Annotated in this window: 12 protein-coding genes and 1 pseudogene; 10 read left to right on the top strand and 3 right to left on the bottom strand. The window is 54.2% G+C overall.

Going from position 1 to position 17,707, the window contains the following annotated elements:
• The first annotated feature begins 288 nt into the window (after positions 1-288).
• Together Z042_RS22335 and hpxK are read left to right on the top strand one after the other, a co-directional pair.
• Entirely contained in the window at positions 289-1,530 is a 1,242-nt protein-coding gene (locus Z042_RS22335; RefSeq protein ID WP_024913763.1) for a pyridoxal-phosphate-dependent aminotransferase family protein, read from the top strand.
• Positions 1,531-1,532: 2 nt separating this feature from the next.
• Entirely contained in the window at positions 1,533-2,786 is a 1,254-nt protein-coding gene (gene hpxK / locus Z042_RS22330) for an allantoate amidohydrolase (RefSeq protein ID WP_037407163.1), read from the top strand.
• 68 nt (positions 2,787-2,854) lie between these two features.
• On the opposite strand, the gene Z042_RS22325 is transcribed toward hpxK, so the two are convergent.
• Positions 2,855-3,628, bottom strand: coding sequence for an amidohydrolase (locus Z042_RS22325; protein ID WP_024913765.1), 774 nt, complete (start codon positions 3,626-3,628; stop codon positions 2,855-2,857).
• Complete coding sequence (locus tag Z042_RS22320; protein ID WP_024913766.1) at positions 3,616-4,776, bottom strand: pyridoxal phosphate-dependent aminotransferase; 1,161 nt, start codon at positions 4,774-4,776, stop codon at positions 3,616-3,618. The genes Z042_RS22325 and Z042_RS22320 overlap by 13 nt, the downstream gene beginning before the upstream one ends.
• Before the next feature lie 159 nt (positions 4,777-4,935).
• On the opposite strand from Z042_RS22320, the gene Z042_RS22315 reads away from it, so the two are divergent.
• The 8 genes and pseudogenes from Z042_RS22315 (at position 4,936) to Z042_RS22280 (ending at position 16,467) form a co-directional block, all read left to right on the top strand.
• The gene (locus tag Z042_RS22315; RefSeq protein WP_024913767.1) at positions 4,936-5,547 is read left to right on the top strand and encodes a methylthioribulose 1-phosphate dehydratase; all 612 of its coding nucleotides are present in this window, start codon (positions 4,936-4,938) and stop codon (positions 5,545-5,547) included.
• Entirely contained in the window at positions 5,544-6,233 is a 690-nt protein-coding gene (mtnC, locus tag Z042_RS22310; RefSeq protein ID WP_024913768.1) for an acireductone synthase, read from the top strand. The genes Z042_RS22315 and mtnC overlap by 4 nt, the downstream gene beginning before the upstream one ends.
• Complete coding sequence (locus Z042_RS22305) at positions 6,230-6,772, top strand: 1,2-dihydroxy-3-keto-5-methylthiopentene dioxygenase (RefSeq protein ID WP_024913769.1); 543 nt, start codon at positions 6,230-6,232, stop codon at positions 6,770-6,772. Before mtnC ends, Z042_RS22305 begins: the two co-directional genes overlap by 4 nt.
• 248 nt (positions 6,773-7,020) lie before the next feature.
• Positions 7,021-8,748 carry a DUF2138 domain-containing protein gene (locus Z042_RS22300; RefSeq protein ID WP_024913770.1) on the top strand — a complete coding sequence of 576 codons (1,728 nt, stop codon included), beginning with the start codon at positions 7,021-7,023 and terminating at the stop codon, positions 8,746-8,748.
• 33 nt (positions 8,749-8,781) lie between these two features.
• A pseudogene (locus Z042_RS22295) lies at positions 8,782-9,401 on the top strand (DUF1175 domain-containing protein); the annotation flags it as partial.
• Positions 9,335-13,969 (top strand): MG2 domain-containing protein, encoded by a 4,635-nt coding sequence (locus Z042_RS22290; RefSeq protein WP_156030385.1) that lies wholly within the window; start codon positions 9,335-9,337, stop codon positions 13,967-13,969. The pseudogene Z042_RS22295 and the gene Z042_RS22290, both read left to right, overlap by 67 nt.
• Positions 13,970-15,610: a DUF2300 domain-containing protein gene (locus Z042_RS26410; protein ID WP_024913773.1), complete on the top strand. Its 1,641-nt coding sequence runs from the start codon at positions 13,970-13,972 to the stop codon at positions 15,608-15,610. It abuts the gene before it with no gap.
• A 53-nt stretch (positions 15,611-15,663) separates the two neighbouring features.
• Positions 15,664-16,467: a YfaP family protein gene (locus Z042_RS22280; RefSeq protein WP_051506729.1), complete on the top strand. Its 804-nt coding sequence runs from the start codon at positions 15,664-15,666 to the stop codon at positions 16,465-16,467.
• A 123-nt stretch (positions 16,468-16,590) separates the two neighbouring features.
• On the opposite strand, the gene mtnA is transcribed toward Z042_RS22280, so the two are convergent.
• Positions 16,591-17,619, bottom strand: coding sequence for an S-methyl-5-thioribose-1-phosphate isomerase (gene mtnA / locus Z042_RS22275; RefSeq protein ID WP_024913775.1), 1,029 nt, complete (start codon positions 17,617-17,619; stop codon positions 16,591-16,593).
• Positions 17,620-17,707: the final 88 nt, after the last annotated feature.

Raw genomic sequence — 17,707 nt, 5'->3', positions numbered from 1 at the left:
TCAGGGCGCAATCACGTTTAGAGTATCATTGCACCTTAGTGGTGCAAAACCCTTTTGGCGATATATCACCTTTCCCGCCGTATAGCATGATAGCAAAGCCATTCACCTAAGGTTATTTGCTAAACCCCATTCCTTTCCTACTGAGAAATCTGACCCATTGGTTTCAATTGTTAAATTAAAGAATCTTTTGTTTCACAACTTCATCGTTGAGGGTAATCTGTATACGTCAAAAAATGTTATACGTAACGCTAAGTGATGACGGCGTACTTAATTATCTAAGGAGGTGGTATGTCAGAGAGTAGCAAATTCGATCAGATTAACCCCCCGTATCGTCTGCTGATGGGGCCAGGCCCGATCAATGCCGATCCACGCGTGCTGCGTGCTATGTCGAGCCAGTTGCTCGGCCAGTATGATCCGGTAATGACAAACTACATGAATCAGGTAATGGAACTGTACCGTGCGTTGTTTCGTACCAAAAACCACTGGACTCTGCTGGTGGATGGCACTTCCCGTTCTGGCATTGAAGCCGTGTTGGTGTCGGCCATCCGCCCTGGCGATAAAGTGCTGGTGCCGGTGTTTGGCCGTTTCGGTCACCTGTTGTGCGAAATTGCCCGCCGTTGCCGCGCTGAAGTACACACTATTGAGGTGCCTTGGGGGCAAGTATTCAGCGCGGATCAAATTGAAGATGCGATTAAAAAAGTCAGGCCGCGGCTGCTACTGACGGTGCAAGGTGATACCTCCACCACCATGTTACAACCGCTGGCGGAACTGGGTGATATTTGCCGCCGCCACGGTGTGTTGTTCTATACCGATGCGACGGCTTCTCTTGGCGGGAATGCGTTGGCAACCGATGCCTGGGGGTTAGATGCGGTTTCGGCTGGGTTGCAGAAATGCCTTGCTGGCCCGTCCGGCAGTGCGCCAATTACGCTCAGCCCACAGTTTGTAGAAGTTGTGCGCCGCCGCCAGTGCGTTGAGCAAGGGATTCGTACTGCCGATCACGTAGACGGTGATGACGAGATGATTTACTCCAATTATTTCGATCTCGGCATGATCATGGATTACTGGGGCCCTGAGCGCTTGAATCACCATACGGAAGCCACCAGTATGCTGTTTGCCGCACGCGAATGTGCGCGCGTGATTCTGGAGGAAGGGCTGGAGTGCAGTGTCGCTCGCCATCAATTGCACGGTGCGGCGATGTTAGCAGGGATTCAGGGCTTAGGGCTGGAAGTGTTTGGCGATCAGAGTCACCGGATGAACAACGTCTTGGGCGTGATAATCCCACCGGGGGTGCAAGGTGAGCAGGTGCGCCAGATGCTGCTGAATGATTTTGCCATTGAGATCGGTACTTCATTTGGCCCGCTGCAAGGCAAGATCTGGCGGATTGGTACTATGGGGTATAACGCTCGTAAAGACTGTGTATTACAAACTTTGGCGGCGCTGGAGGCGGTGTTGAATCGCCTGGGATTTGCCAGCCGGCAGGGGGAAGCATTACAGGCGGCATGGAATGTATACACCGCCGGGAGTTGTTGAAGATGGTGTTGTTGACTGCTCAGGAGGCGGAGCAGGCGGCGATCAGGGTGATGGCCCGTTGTGATGCGTTGGCTGCGATCAGCAGCACGCCTGATCAGCTAACGCGGGTCTACCTTTCACCAGAACATCTGCGAGCCAATCAGCTGGTGGGGGAGTGGATGCGTTTGAGCGGCATGGTGGTCTGGCAAGACAGCGTGGGCAATATTTGCGGGCGTTACGAAGGCCAAGTAGCGGGGGCTCCGGCCTTGTTGCTTGGCTCTCATCTGGATACGGTGCGCAATGCCGGGCGTTACGATGGCATGCTCGGGGTGCTGACTGCGCTGGAAGTCGTGGCGCATTTGTATCACAGCAATCAGCGCCTGCCGGTGGCGCTTGAAGTCATCGGCTTTGCCGATGAAGAAGGAACGCGCTTTGGCATAACGTTGCTCGGCAGCAAAGGGGTAACTGGTCAATGGTCTGCTGGTTGGCTGGAATGCACCGATGCTGAGGGGATCAGCGTGGCACAGGCCATGCGTGATGCAGGGCTGGACCCCGAAAAGGTTGAGGATGCGCAGCGTGCCCAGAGTGAGATCTGTGCGTATCTGGAACTGCATATTGAGCAAGGGCCATGCCTGGAAGCGGCTAATCTGGCTTTAGGGGTGGTAACGGCGATTAACGGGGCACGCCGCCTGCACTGCACTTTTACCGGGCGTGCTGGCCATGCGGGCACGGTGCCGATGGGGCAACGCCAGGATGCACTGGTCGCTGCCGCAGAGTGGATGATGGCTGTGGAAAGGCTTACCACAAGAAGCGGCCAACATCTGGTGGCAACCGTCGGGTGTATCGAAAGCCTGCCAGGAGCAGTTAATGTGATCCCAGGTCAGGTCAAATTGTCGCTTGATGTGCGTGGGCCGCAAGATGCCCCATTGGCCGCGTTACTGGCGCGTTTACTGGCGTTGGCGCAGCGCATTGGTGCGCGACGAGGGGTGGTTTTCAACAGTGAAGAGTTCTACCGGATTGATGCCATCGTTTGCGACGAGGATCTCCAGCAACGCTGGCATAACGGTGTGATGCAGGTTCAGGGGAACAGCATGGCATTGCCGAGTGGAGCAGGGCACGATGCGATAGCGATCGCTGCTCGCTGGCCGGTAGGGATGCTGTTTGTACGCTGCGAACGGGGTATCAGCCATCACCCGGATGAGTGCGTTACGTTATCTGATGTGGCATTGGCGATCCAAGCCTATTGCCATACCGTGCTCAGTTGGCAACACCGCTGATACACCATGTTTGGGGTGATTGCGCTGGGGAGGTAAAAGGGCGCAGCCGCTGCTGCACCCCGTTATTATCACTCGTTGCGCAAGAAGCTATCGGCATCGCGCCAGGCAGGGAAAGTCTGGCGATAGGTTTGCAGATTCTCCAGTGAAAGCTCCGCATCCAGGCGGGTGGCCAGCCCCGGCTCGGCCTGTGCCAGAATCTCGCCCTGCGGGCTAATGATCAGGCTATCACCGCTGTAGTTCAAGCCGTTGCCATCTTCACCCACGCGGTTGCAACCTGCCACATAGACCTGATTTTCAATTGCCCTTGCGGCCAGCAGCGTTTGCCAGTGCAGGCTGCGGGGTGCAGGCCAGTTGGCAACATACAGTGCCAGATCATAATCCTGTTGATAGCGTGACCAAACCGGGAACCGCAGGTCGTAGCAGATTTGTGGCAGAATGCGCCACCCGCGCCACTCAAAGATTTCGCGCCGAGTGCCCGCCTGATAATGCAAGTGCTCGCCTGCCATGCGGAATAGATGGCGTTTGTCATAAAAATGCACACGGCCACCGGGCTCCACCAGCAGAAAGCGATTAACTGCACCTTTGGTGGTTCTGAGAGCCACACTGCCACCAATCAGGGCATTAGTTTTTACCGCCCAACTGTGCAGCCAGTCGATCACTTGCTGCTCCGGCAGGGCAGTTTCACCGGCATCCATGGCGAAACCCGTGGTAAACATTTCCGGTAATACGATCAGGTCACGGCCGGTAATCGGTGAGAGCACTTCATCGAACTGGCGCAGATTGGCTTTGCCATCACGCCAGACCAGCGGTTGCTGCAACAAGGTAATTTTCAGAGTTGACATAATCGCTCCGCAGCGGCATCCAGCGTGGCATCCTGTTTAGCGAAGCACAACCGGATCAATTTATGAGGGAAAGGTTCAGCACAAAAGACGGAAAGCGGGATCGCCGCCACGCCCGCGTGCTCGGTTAACCAACGGCAGAAAGCCACATCATCCAGATCGGAAATGGCACTGTAATCTGCCAATAAAAAATAGGTTCCAGCGCACGGCAGGATTTTCAGCCTGCTGTTTGCCAAAGCCTGCACAAAGCGATCGCGTTTAGCAAGATAGAATGCGGGGAGTTGCTGCCAATGTGTGGGGTTAGCCCGCAGCATATCGGCCAGCGCCAACTGCGCCGGAGTGTTGACGGAGAAGGTCAGATACTGGTGAACCTTGCGTACTTCAGCACTCAGTGCGGCAGAGGCGACACAGTAACCCACCTTCCAACCGGTCATATGGAAAGTTTTACCAAAGGAGGAAACCGCGATCGCCCGTTGGCGCAGTTGCGGATGTGCCAACACGCTGGCATGGCCACCTTTGGCAAAACAGATGTGTTCGTAAACTTCATCGCTTAAAACGTAGATTTCATGCTCGGCAATCGCGGCCCACAGCTGCTGCATATCTTCTGCATGCCAGGCGGTGGCTAAAGGGTTGTGTGGCGTATTGAGAATGACCAACCGGGTGCGTGCCGAAAGCAATTTGGCAAACCGTTGCCAATCTACCTTGAAGGCCGGTGGTTGCAGGGTAATACGTTTCAGTTCACCCCCAGAAAGCTGCACCGCTGGAGCATAGCTGTCGTAACTGGGATCAAAGCAAATCACTTCGTCACCAGGGCGCACCAACGCACTGATTGCGGCGAACAGCGCTTCTGTGGCACCGGCCGTTATGGTGACTTCGCTTTCGGCATCGGGTTGCCAGCCATAGAGTTGCGCGGTTTTTTCAGCAATGGCTTGCCGCAGCGGGGCGATACCGGTCATTGGTGCATATTGGTTGGCCCCTTGGCTGACGTGCCAATTCAGGCGTTCTTTCAGATAGCCCGGGCCATCAAAATCCGGAAACCCTTGTGAGAGATTGATAGCCTGATGCTGCTGTGCCAGGGCGCTCATCTGAGTGAAAATGGTGGTGCCAAGGGTGGGTAACTTACTTTCAGGAATGGGTGCTGGGCTGTTCATCTCAGGCTAATACTCCAGGCGCTTAGGTTGCCAACACTATAACACGGTGTTAACCTTTGGCAATCAAGACGTTTAGATGGCTATAACTCTTAAGTCGATAAGTTTCTACTCTATTGATTTCACGTTGCCGTTGGTAAAACAAAGGGAGGAAAATCAACGATGGAACATCCACAGTTACCGGCATTGCTGGCAGCCTGCCACTGGATTGGTGAACAAGGCTGGTGCCCAGCGACCGGTGGCAATATGTCACTGCGCTTTAATCATGAACAATGTCTGGTGACTGAATCGGGTAGAGATAAAGGCAGCCTGACCGCACAGGATTTTTTACTGGTGGATACCGCCAGTAATCATGTGCCGAGTGGCCGTATTCCCTCGGCGGAAACCGGTTTGCATACCTTGATTTACCGTCTCTATCCCCAGGTTACGGCGATACTGCATACCCATTCGGTGAATGCTACCGTGCTTTCACGGGTGGAGAAGAGTGAAGCGCTGGTGCTGCAAGGGTACGAAATGCAGAAGTCTCTCCATGGGCAGCGCAGCCATGTGAGCAGCGTAATGATACCGATTTTTGAAAACGATCAGGATATTGCCGCGCTGGCAGGCCGTGTTGCGGCTTATGCGGAAACCACGCCATTGCAGTACGGTTTTCTGGTGCGTGGGCATGGGTTGTATTGTTGGGGGCAACAGGTGGCAGAAGCACGCCGCCATCTTGAAGGATTGGAATTCCTGTTTCAATGTGAGCTGCAACGCCGTTTATTGGAGGCGCCATGATCCGCGCGATTGTCACTGATATTGAAGGCACCACCAGCGATATCCGTTTTGTGCATCAAGTGTTGTTTCCTTATGCCCGTGAGCGCATGGCAGATTTTATCCGCCATCATGCTGACGATGCCGAAGTGGCCGCCTCGCTGGCGGCTTTGCGCGTAGAAATTGCCCAGCCAGAGGCGGATTATGCGCAACTTACCGCCGCGCTTTACCGTTTTATGGATGAAGATCGCAAATCAACCGCGCTTAAAGCGTTGCAGGGGATGATTTGGCGCAGTGGCTATCAGCATGGTGATTTTCGCGGCCATCTCTACCCGGAAGTGGCTGGACAACTGGCAACGTGGCAGCAGCAGGGGGTGAAATTGTACGTTTACTCTTCTGGCTCGGTGGAGGCACAAAAACTGCTGTTTGGTTACAGTGAAGCGGGCGACTTGCAGCCACTGTTCAGTGGTTATTTTGATACCCATGTAGGTGCCAAACGGGAAATCGGCTCCTACCAGAATATTGCCCGTGAAATCGCGCTTAAACCGGCTGAACTGTTGTTCCTTTCCGATATCCATCAGGAATTAGACGCAGCACGCGCCGCTGGCTGGCACACCTGCCAACTGCTTCGCGATGGGGCTGATGCTTTAAGCCAGCATCGGCAGGTTAAGCGTTTTGATCACATCAATTTGAGGGAGTTTGTCTCATGAGCGGATTAACCATTTTCAGTGATAAAGAACCACAGCAGGCGTTATGGCAGAGCCATGATGCGCAAGCCATCCAGCAGCAACTGGCACAGATTGGCGTGCGCTTTGAACGTTGGCAGGCGGATTGTGAATTGGGCGATCATCCGCAGCCAGAAGCGGTAATAGCCGCTTATCAGCATGAAATTGATCGGCTGGTGGCAGAAAAGGGTTATCAGAGCTGGGATGTGATCAGCATGCGCCCGGACAATGCACAGCGTGAGGCGCTGCGTGAAAAGTTTCTTGCCGAGCATACTCATGGTGAAGATGAGGTGCGTTTCTTTGTTGAAGGGAGAGGGCTGTTCTGCCTGCATCTGGAGGGCAAAATTTTCCAGATTCTGTGCGAGAGGAACGACTTGCTTTCTGTACCGGCCAATACTCGGCACTGGTTCGATATGGGGTCTGCACCGAACTTTACCGCGATTCGCGTTTTCGACAATCCGCAAGGTTGGGTCGCACAGTTTACCGGTGACCAGATAGCTGATGCCTATCCAAGATTAGATTGATTTTTGCCCTCTTCCCTGTTCAAATCATGGCAACTGGTTATTTTTGGCTGGTTGCCTCTAACAACAGATCTCAAATCCTGCAAGAAGTAAGCTGAGCATGGCCTTTAGAAACACGTTTCTCAAGGGGCGCTGTTGATGGTGTTTGAGGTTCTTCCGTATTCGTAATCATCATAGTATGACTTAATTGCTTGGCGCAGCGTTGTTCAAGCGTTGCGTTGGATTTTAATGCCAGGTGTGGAACGGCAATAATGACTGTTGATAACAAGAATGTTACCTCTGCGGCAAGACCGAGTCGCAGTAAATATGGATTTTGGGTTGTTGGCGTTATTCTGATAATTTCTGCTGCGGCATGGGGTATTCAGCACTTCTTGCTCGCACCTCAGCAATCCTCTCCCCCGCAAGAATTGGTCTGGCACAATAATTTGCAGATTGATCTGCATCACCCTGATGTCTTGATCGAAAGCGAATCTTTGGGGCGCTTACCGAAGGATCTGCTGGCGATTCCATTCCTGCGTGATACGTTGACTGAAGACTTGGTTTTCTATTACCAGAACAATGCCGATCGTCTGGGGATTGCCGGGAGCCTGCGGCGAATTGTCTACGAGCATGAGTTAACGCTGCGTGACAATCTGCTGGAAATGCTCATCGATCAACCGGCTGATATTGCGCTTTGGCATGATGAACGTGGCAGGCTGAGCCATTTTATGGCGGTGATCAAACTGAGCGGCTTGGCGCGTTTGCTGGAACCGTTAGCCAAGGTCGCGGCAGCTGATACCCAGCTTGCCCGGATGGATTTCGCCCCTTTCAAGATTGGGGAAGAAACGGTTTCGGTTTACCAACTGCGTTACGGCAATAATAAACCCCTGCTGTTTGCCAGCCATGGCGACAATCTGTTGCTGTTTTCCGATATCGACATGCTGTATGAACAGGATGCTCCTTCGCAGGATTCTTCACAGGTAACCCGTGCCCTATTGAGCGGGGATGCGCCTTGGCCGGAAAGTTTTGGCCTGAAAGCGCGTAATGCCGTGGCTGGGGCAGATAAAACGGCTCACCGTATTTCGGTCAGCGCCAATTATCTGGGGTTTGGTTATCAACGCTTTATCCTGGCTTTTGCTGGCGTTCGCTTTGAGATGCAGCCGCAAGGATGGGCGAGCTACCTGGCGCTGAACGATCCGTCAGCGGCGGGAAATGCCAATTTTGATTTCAGCGCAATATGGAAAACCATGCCGATGGGGGCCAGTTTTTGCGTGGCAGTGCCGGTTGCGCAGAATGTACCTGAGTATCTATTGCAACGTATCGATGCCATCAGCGATCGCGCAGAGAGCAATGCATCGTTGGCAATGAGCGGGAGCAGTGGCTTGTGCTGGTACCCTGATTCACACCTTTATACCCCATTGGTGGTCAGCCAGTTGGCAACGGCTGCGGATGAACAGAGCGATAAAAGGCTTGCGGCACTGTTTGATACGGTGATCGGCGCTAGAGAAAAGCAACCGGTTCCTGTAGTAGCCAGCACCAAGAATCAGGCCCAGGTGTGGCAACGCGAAGTCAGTTCCCGTTACGGCCAGTATCCTCTTAATGAATCCAACTCGCCGGAAAGCCTGGCGGGTAGCCAGTTCTTCCGTGTCAGCCTGGCACGCAGCCACCAGACATTACTGTTCTCTTTGGACGACAAGCTGGTGAACAAAGCCTTACAGACGTTGGATAAGCATTTCCCACCGCTGGCGGATGTGTTGCCACCACAGGCAGTGGTGCCGGTTTATATGGCACCGGAAGCCTTATCCGGGTTATTTAAGCAGGAAGTGTTTGCCAGCCTGCCCAAAAATCTGGAACCGATCTTCCATAATGCGGCCCAGACCCTCCTGTTACCTAAATTGACGGCGTTAGCCGGGCAACAGAGTTATGCCTTGGTTTTGCCTGCCAATACTGAGGTGAAAGAATCTTGGCAGTGGTTACCGCTGCAATGGCAGGGGCTATGACGGCAGCAATGGTAAGATTACGCGCGTTATTTCTGCTGGGCGTGCTGTGGTTTTTTCATGGGGCGCTACAGGCTACCAGCGAGGTTCCGCCATTAAGCCCCGAACAATCCAGCGTATTTCGTGCCTGGTTTGTGCGCATTGCCGAAGAGCAGTTGAACCAGGGGCCCAGTGCGCGTTGGTATCAACAGGATTGTGCCGGGTTGGTGCGTTTTGCCGCCAACGAATCACTGAAAATCCATGACAGTAAGTGGCTGCGGGCGAATGGTTTATCCAACCGTTACCTGCCTCCTGAGTTGGCTATCAGCCCACAGCAGCGCCAATTTGCCCAGCGCTGGCAGCAAGGTGCTGGCAAACAGGGGCCCTATGTAGATGCCATCAAGCTGATTCAATTTAATAGCCAATTGCTGGGCCGCAATTTGCAGCAGGCCCAGCCTGGTGATTTATTATTTTTTGACCAAGGTGATGAACAGCATCTGATGATCTGGATGGGGCGTTATATCGCCTATCACACCGGAACGGTCACACCAACGGATAACGGAATGCGTGCGGTGAGCATGCAGCAATTGATGAAATGGAAGGATACCCGATGGATACCCGACGAATCGAACCCCAACTTCATTGGCATTTATCGCTTGGGTTTCCTGTCACGATGAATATATTTTTAGGCTTATGCCGAAAATTTCTGCTGGGTGTGGTGCTGTTCTTCCCATTGGCCCATATTCAGGCCGCAGATAACCTACCAGCAAGTGATTATTCGGTTCCCAAACAATCCTTTTTCCTGCTTTCTGACAGCAGCTTTGCCAGTGACGAAATAGCCAAAGTGCGCCTGGAAGCCCCGGGGCGTGACTACCGGCGTTTTGAAGCAGAGCAGTACGGTGGGGTGGATATCCGCTTGTATCGTATCGATCAACCGCTGGAATTCCTGAAAAAGCAGAAAAATTTGCACCGCATCATGCTGGAAGGGCAATACCAGGGTGAAGGTTTATCCAACACCCTGGCATATCTTTGGGATAACTGGTACGGCAAATCGCGCCGCGTGATGCAACGCACTTTTTCTTTTGATACTCGCCAGGAAGTGACCAGCGTATTGCCGGAACTGAAAATCGGCGAGGTTTTGGCTGCGCCGACCCAGTTTGTGGTTCAACCTCAGTTTGCCCCCTTGAAAAACCTGCCGCTGATTAGCCAGTTCCGTTACCCGTTGTGGGACGCAAAGCCGATCCAACCACCGGAGCAGGTAAAAATGGAGGGTTCGTCCAGCGGCTTTATTGAGCCGTTGCCGGGCAATGTCTATATCCCGTTGGGTAAACTGAAACCGGGTTTGTATCTGGTGGAAGCCTTGATTGGCAGCTATCGGGCTACCACGGTGGTGTTTGTGACCAATACCGTCGCGTTAAGCAAAATCTCGGGCAACGAACTGCTGATTTGGACTGCCAACCGCCATGACGGCAAGGCCGTCGGCGGCAGTAAAATCCTGTGGAGCGATGGGCTGGGCGTCATGAACAGTGGCCAGACGGATAACAATGGTCTGTTGAACCTGCGCCATATTGCCCCAGAACGCTCTTATCTGCTGGGTGAAGACAACGAAGGTGGAGTGTTTGTTTCGGAAAACTTCTATTACGACAGCGAGATTTACGACACCAAACTGTATGCTTTTACCGACCGCCCACTTTACCGCCCTGGAGATTGGGTTGAGGTTAAACTGCTGGGGCGTGAATTCAAGAATGCGTTGGATTCCGTGGCGATCAAACCTGCTCCTTTGACTTTAACCGTGTTGGATGCCAATGGTTCGGTATTGCAGACCCTAAACTTGTCTATTGATGGTAAATCGGGCGCTCAGGGGCGTTTCCAACTGCCGGAGAATGCGGTCGCGGGGGGATATGAACTCCGTACCCATTACAATAATCAGGTTTATAGCAGCTCGTTCCGCGTTGCCAGCTACCTCAAGCCGCATTTCGAAATCTCGTTGGCGATGGCGAAAAGTGATTTTCGTACCAATGAGCCAGTGACGGGCGATATCGTGCTGATTTATCCCGACGGCAAACCGGTTGCCAATGCGCGTTTGGAACTGAGTCTGTACAGCCAACAACTTTCCATGGTGAGTAATGACCTGCAATATCAGGGCAAATTCCCGGTTGAGTTGAAAACGGCAGAACTGATCACGGATGATAAGGGCCGTGCCAAACTGGAACTGCCCGCCGTAGATAAACCGAGCCGCTATCTGCTGAGTATTTTTGCCAGCGACGGGGCAGCCTATCGGGTTAAAACCACCCGCGAGATCCTGGTTGAGCGCGGTGCAGCTCGCTATGAAGTCAGTGCGCCAAAGCGTTTTAGCCAAGCGGGTGAGGAAGTGGTGTTCAGCTACCGTAATGTGCAAGGCAGCGGTGCGGCTCCGGCGACCTATGAGTGGTTGCGTCTGGAAGACCGTGAACTGACCACGGCTCCATTACAGGCGCCGGATCAACCCTTCACCATTACGTTCCAAAAACCGGGAATCTATACGGTTACCCTGCGCAGTGAGCAAGGCATGATCCTGGGTGCCACCAGCCATGCGGTCAGTGGGCAAGGGGGAAAAGCCGTGCCCGGCAGCGTCGAGATCGTGATGGATAAAGGGCAATATCAAGTGGGCGAAGTGGCCCAGGCGCTGATCACTTTCCCTGAACCCGTTGACCACGCTTTGCTGACGCTTGAACGCGACAAAGTAGAGAAAATCGCGTTGCTCGCCAGCGGGGCCGAGTGGATCAAAATGCAGCGTTTGAGCGATACCCAGTATGTTGCCCAGATCGCCGTACAGGGGAATTTCGCGCCCAATCTGACGTTTTCTGTGTTGTACAGCAAAGGCGGGCAATACAGCTTCCAGAATGCGGGCATTAAGGTAGCGATGCCGAGCATCGATATCGCTATCAAAACGGATAAAGCGGTTTATCAGCCAGGTGATGTGGTGAACGTGGCGCTGGACACGCAGTTTGCGGCTAAACCGGTGGTGGCTCATCTTACCGTTAGCGTGGTTGATGAGATGATTTATGCCTTACAGCCGGATACTGCTCCAACGATCGAACAGTTCTTTTACCATCCACGGCGTAATAATGTGCGCACCAGCGCCAGCCTGTCGTTTATTGCCTATGATCTGGCATTACCGGGTTCTCCCTCGGCACCAGGGCGGGCCAACCGTAGCGATCGCAGCGTCAAAGTGCTGGAGCGCCCACGGCGTGAAGACGTGGATACGGCGGCCTGGCAGCCGGATTTGGTGACCGATGCCAATGGCAAGGCGAGTTTCAGCTTCCGCATGCCGGATTCGCTGACTCGCTGGCGGATTACCGTGCGGGCGCAAAATCCACAGGGGCAGGTGGGGCAGAAACAGGGCTTTACCCGCTCAGAAAAACCGCTCTACCTGAAATGGAGTGGGGCAACGCAGTTCCGCCAGGGCGATCGTCCACAGCCTGGGTTGTTTATCTTTAGCCAGAGCAAGCAAGCGGTGTCGGTGGAATTGCGAACACGTTATGGCGAGCAAACCCTGACCCAATCAGTCACCTTGCATGAAGGGGTAAACTACGTTAGCCAACCAGTGGAGGCGATGCATTCTGGCCGCTGGATCTCCGAGGTGGTGAGCAACGGCGAAGTGTTGGATAGCCTGAGTGTTGACCTGAAAGTGGTGGAAAACAGCGGTTCGGTGCCACAGCAGCAGGAAGTTCGGCTACATGGCGGCAGCAATAATCTGAATCTGCCCGCCGCAGCTCAGGATATCCGTCTACGCATCAATGGTGATGCGCAATCGGTATTCCGCAGTAGCCTGGACGATCTGCTCAATGAACCTTTTGGCGGCGTGATCAATACCGCCAGCCGGTTGCTGCCGCTGAGCCTGGCATACAACATGTTGGCAAAAGAGGATACGCCGCGTAGCAATACCCTGCGGCAGATCATGCAGAATAACCGCCAACGCCTGATGCAGATGGCGGGGGCGGGAGCGAAATTCACCTGGTGGGGAGATGAAGGCGAACCTGATGCTTTCCTGACCGCCTATGCCTATTATGCGGACTGGTACGCCAGCCAAGCTCTGGGCGTAGCCTTACCGGCAGAACATTGGCAGCGCTTGCTGGACGTTTATGCACAACAGGCAGATGAGATGCCTGTGCTGCACCGCGCTCTGTTGTTGTCATTTGCACAAGAGATGCACCTGCCGGTCACTAGCCTGTTACAGGGTTTGGCGGAGTCACTGCCAAATGCTACTGCCGTTGAGGGGAGCGCGCTGGGGGAAACCGACAGCCTGGTGATGGCAGCCCCTAATTCTAAACTGGGGTTGGCGGTGGCGCGGGTGCTGACCTATTCGCTGTTGCAGCAAACGCCGGGTTATCGGCTGAAAGAAGCCGAGTTGCAGGCATTAAAACAGAGTCAGCAATTTATTGCCTATAGCCAACATCCGTTTGCCTATGCAGCAATCTGGCGCACCACTGGGGCAGATAGCGCGCAAGTTGCCTGGTTGCTGCCGCAATTAATATCATCGCAGCCAGGCCCGGAGCGGGCACTGGCTTTAACCTGGTTGTACCCGTCGCTGGGTACTTCCGTACAACCTGTTGAATTCAATCCGGGAGCTGATTGGTTACCGGTGCAGGGAACTCTTGGTGAGCGTTATTGGCAATGGTCAGGCAAAGGGCAAGTGCTACCGCTGGAGCTCCCCAATGATCTGGCGCAGCCGATCGATGCATCGATTCATTTCAGTCTGCCACGAGCCAGCGCGGGTATTGATTCGGCCAAAAAACCGCTGCAAGTTGCTATCAACCACCGCTTGCTGAAGCTGGTGCCCGGTGATAAAGCCTTTGAGTTTGCGGTACAACCCGTAGCCGCCGATGAAGCTTTGTCCAGCGATGTGCTCTATCTGGATGAAGTCACGCTAACCAACAAGAGCGGTACGCCACAGCGTTATATGTTGCTTGAAGTGCCGTTACCGCCGGGCGCAGACGTTGAACGTACCACCTGGGGCATCACGGTGTCTGGGCTGAGTGACAAGAATGGCGTGCCGTTGGAAAAAGCGCACAACGAAATGGGCCAACTCTCCTACATTGTGCCGGTTGATGAACTGGTCGAAAGCAAGGTTTACCGGCATCTGGTGCGTTTCTCACAAAAAGGGGAGTTCCAACTGCCGCCGATACGTTATTCGCGGATGTATGCGCCACAAGAAGCGACAACGGAAAACGGCAGTGGCTTGAAGACGGTGACGGTGAAATAGATGTGGCGCTGGTGGGTGCTGCTGATGCTGCCTGCGATTGCCTATGGTGCAGCACCAAAATTGCAGTTGGCATTGCAGCAAGGCCAAGAAAACCGCTTGCTCACCTTGAGCCAGAGCCAGTTGCTGGCTCAGCAGCCGTTGCCGGCCGCGCTGACCACGCCGTTGGGAAGTATCTGGAAGCTGTTGGTGTATGCCTATCTGGTGGATACACAGCAGCAGGAGCCGGATTACCTCTGCAATGGCAGCCAGCCACAGGAAGAGGTTTACTGCTGTGAGGTGGGTAAAAAAATTACCCGCGATCGGGCACTGGTGCAGTCGTGCAGCCTCTATTTCAGCCCGCAGCGCCTGCAATTGGACCCTCAGCAGTGGGCCAGTTATTGGCAAAGGCAACAAAGCCCAAACTGGTTGCAGGATTTGGCCCAGTTGCAACCGGGGCAACGGGTGCCGGTTGCCGAATTGTTGAGTGTTTTAGCCACGCTGCCGGGGCAACAGCAGGCTCGTAATGTGTTGTTGGATGTGCTGTTACCGGTGGATGGCAAGCTGGTGGGGGAACTGGGTAGCCGATTGCGGATAAAAACCTGGAGTTGGCGGGCGGAGCATGAGCCCGAACAACGCCAGGGGGGATTTGCGGGCTGGTTGATGGACGGTACGCCGCTATGGGGGCAAGGCTCAGGCACCAGTAAAACGGTGCTGCATAATTATGCCAACGTGCTGAACCAGGTGCTGCCACAGGGGCAAGCGGTGGACCCTCTGGGATGTGTCGTGGTGAAAATGTTTGACCGTTACCCGATAGTTGCTGTGCGCCGCAGCGGTGAGCAAACGCCGATTAAACCAGGGAGATTACGGGGCCGCTATCAGGTTGAGTTCAGTAATGGGAATTACCAGGTTATCGAAAGCCAGGGCGAGCTTTTTCTACGTGCGGACTCCGGTCAACTGACCCTGACAGCCCGGCTTGAACGGGAGGAATATGTGGCCAGGGTGCTGCAACGTGAAGCAGCAGCTCAACCTGTTGAAGCGGCGAAAGCCTTGGCTGTGGCGATCCGTACTTACCTGCTGCAAAACGCAACGCGTGCGGGGGAATGCCTGACGATCAGCGACAGTAGTGCCAGCCAGCGTGTGGCCCCAGAGCCTGCCACGGCTGCGGCGCGTGAGATTGCGGCCTGGAGCACTGACTTAGTGCTGGCTGGGGCAGCGGTGACCTACCATCTCGATCGGGCCGGTAATAACCGTTTATCCTGGCAACAGGCGGTGTCTCAGGCGCAACAGGGGATGCGCTATGATGCGATTTTGGCACATGCTTACCCGCGCGCTAATCTGGGGCGCTGGGATAGGCCGGAGATTTCGTGTCAGGCGCTGCCAGAGGCAGAGGCCTGGTTGGCAACTCAACAGAAGCGCTGGCGGGAAACGCTTAACGATCAGCCGGGTTATGCATCCTTGGGGCAGTTTACCGTGTGCCGTTTGCTTGCTGGTAAACCTCATGTTGATCGCATGTACGGCCGTATCTATGTGCGGGATCTTTACTCGCTGCAAGACCGCTTGGATTTGGTTCATGAATATTTACATTTGGCTTTTGCGGCCCACCCTAATGGGCAGGATGAAGAGTTTGTTGAGCAGCTTGCTCGCCAACTTTTGCTGGAATAGGGTATGGCTGCCAGGGTTTTACGAAAGGACTCCATGTGTTTCAGGATAACGCTATGATGATTCGTTGGTTATGTAGCATAGGTTCGTTATTGTTGGCGGCGGTGACCACGCCGGTGTTGGCAGAACAGCGCGTTGAAATTGATACACCGCTTGCCGGATGGCATGGCACGTCTGGCGAAGGGGCTGATTTTTCCCAGCAAGTTAACTACCCGGCTTCATCGGTCAATACGCCTGCTACTCAGGCGGCGCAGGCACTGATCAGCGGGCAGATTAAAGGTTTCCCTAAGCCGGATAGCAAAGCTAAACAGGAGCCGGGGCGTCTGATTGTTAATGGCGTCAGTATGCCGCTGAAAATTCAGGATGACGGCAGTTTTAACCGCCCATATATCTTTCCGCAAGGTAGCAACGGTGTGGAAGTACGCAGCCCCGATCGGGCAGCTGCGCACCGTACCCAGTTTTATGCGCAAAGAGGCAATGGGGCAGTTCCGGCGCGTTTACGGTTAGTGCTTTCATGGGATACGGATAATACCGATCTTGATCTGCATGTTGTGACTCCCGATGGTGGCCATGCTTGGTATGGTGGCCGGCAATTAGCCAATGGAGGGGCGCTGGATGTTGATGTGACCACCGGTTACGGCCCTGAAATTTTCTCTTCACCGGCTCCGGAAAGCGGCCATTATCTGGTTTACGTTAACTATTATGGCGGCAGAGGGGAGGAAATTCTGACAACGGCACAGCTCACCATTGTGACCGAAGAAGGCACTACCAATGAAAAACAGGAAACCGTGATTGTTCCGATGCGCAATCCGGGTGAGCTTACGTTGGTAAAAGAATTCAGCTATTCGAACCGTGGTTAGGCTGGCAAACGAGTGTTGGTGTGATGATGTTTGCCGTTTAGCCACGCTAGCCTCAATAGGTTCTGATATCAGTAACCTATTGAGGCTATTCAGAGTCACTACGGCAGTGAAAGGTGTGCGGGATTAACCTAATACCCGCTGGAAAATCCCATCAGCAACCTGTTCTGGTGTGATTACGCCGCTATCCAATACCCAACCGCTGATTAACGCCGCAGGCGTTACGTCAAATGCCGGGTTATAAACCGGGGCGTCAGCAGGAGCCCATTGGCAGGAGCCGAAACTGCCTGCCACGCCGGTCACTTCTTCTGCTGCGCGTTGCTCAATGGGGATAGCCACACCGTTCGGGCAGTGTGGATCGTGAGTGGTGTGCGGTGCTGCGACGTAAAACGGAATGCGATGGTAATACGCCAATACTGCCAGGCTGTAAGTACCAATCTTATTGGCTACGTCGCCATTGGCGGCGATGCGATCGGCTCCAACCCAGACTGCATCGACTTGGCCTGCGGCCATCAGGCTGGCGGCCATGGAATCACAAATCAGTTGGTAAGGAATCCCGAGCTCGCCCAATTCCCAGGCGGTGAGGCGGCCACCCTGCAATAACGGACGGGTTTCATCCACCCAAACCTGGGTAATCTTGTCTTGCTGATGGGCGCGTAGCAGTACACCTATGGCTGTACCCACTCCGGCTGTTGCCAGCCCACCAGTATTGCAATGGGTCAACAAACGGCTACTCGGTATCACCAGCTCCACCCCGTTATCAGCGATGCGCTCGCAGAGTGCCTTATCTTCCGCCACCAAACGCAGCGCTTCTTCGCCCATGGCGGTGACCCAATCCGGCTGGGCCAATGCCTGTTTCATACGATCCAGATTGTTCATCAGGTTAACCGCCGTTGGGCGCGCAGCGCGCAGGGTGAACAATGCCTGTTCCAGTTCGGCAGGCGGTAAGCCACGTTCTGCTAACAAGGCCAGTAATAAACTGGCGGAAAGGCCGATCAGCGGGGCACCACGTACTCGCAGCGCGCGGATATGCCCTACCAATTCATCAACGCTGTCACAAGGCAGCCAGCGTTTTTCCTGTGGCAGAGCCTGTTGATCAAGGGTCCAAAGCCGGTTTTCCTTCAGGGCCAAACTGGTGGTGTTAAGCGCTTGCATGGGTGGTTAAATCCTTGTTGCGATGTTATTGCATCTATAGCGCTATTCTGCCAACATGACTTCCAGATGTATAGACGTCTAAATACTT

Source organism: Chania multitudinisentens RB-25, assembly GCF_000520015.2.
GTDB classification, from domain to species: domain Bacteria; phylum Pseudomonadota; class Gammaproteobacteria; order Enterobacterales; family Enterobacteriaceae; genus Chania; species Chania multitudinisentens.
Note: the sequence above shows the minus strand (reverse complement) of the source record. Positions and strands in the feature narration are given on the sequence as shown.

What these genes read in the sequence shown, in the direction of transcription:
- mtnC (WP_024913768.1), top strand. Translation starts at nt 5,544, where the DNA reads ATGATCCGCGCGATTGTCACTGATATTGAAGGCACCACCAGCGATATC.
- Z042_RS22290 (WP_156030385.1), top strand. Translation starts at nt 9,335, where the DNA reads ATGGATACCCGACGAATCGAACCCCAACTTCATTGGCATTTATCGCTT.
- Z042_RS26410 (WP_024913773.1), top strand. Translation starts at nt 13,970, where the DNA reads ATGTGGCGCTGGTGGGTGCTGCTGATGCTGCCTGCGATTGCCTATGGT.
- Z042_RS22320 (WP_024913766.1), bottom strand. Translation starts at nt 4,776, where the DNA reads ATGAACAGCCCAGCACCCATTCCTGAAAGTAAGTTACCCACCCTTGGC.
- Z042_RS22305 (WP_024913769.1), top strand. Translation starts at nt 6,230, where the DNA reads ATGAGCGGATTAACCATTTTCAGTGATAAAGAACCACAGCAGGCGTTA.
- Z042_RS22300 (WP_024913770.1), top strand. Translation starts at nt 7,021, where the DNA reads ATGACTGTTGATAACAAGAATGTTACCTCTGCGGCAAGACCGAGTCGC.
- Z042_RS22325 (WP_024913765.1), bottom strand. Translation starts at nt 3,628, where the DNA reads ATGTCAACTCTGAAAATTACCTTGTTGCAGCAACCGCTGGTCTGGCGT.
- Z042_RS22280 (WP_051506729.1), top strand. Translation starts at nt 15,664, where the DNA reads ATGATGATTCGTTGGTTATGTAGCATAGGTTCGTTATTGTTGGCGGCG.
- Z042_RS22335 (WP_024913763.1), top strand. Translation starts at nt 289, where the DNA reads ATGTCAGAGAGTAGCAAATTCGATCAGATTAACCCCCCGTATCGTCTG.
- mtnA (WP_024913775.1), bottom strand. Translation starts at nt 17,619, where the DNA reads ATGCAAGCGCTTAACACCACCAGTTTGGCCCTGAAGGAAAACCGGCTT.
- hpxK (WP_037407163.1), top strand. Translation starts at nt 1,533, where the DNA reads ATGGTGTTGTTGACTGCTCAGGAGGCGGAGCAGGCGGCGATCAGGGTG.
- Z042_RS22315 (WP_024913767.1), top strand. Translation starts at nt 4,936, where the DNA reads ATGGAACATCCACAGTTACCGGCATTGCTGGCAGCCTGCCACTGGATT.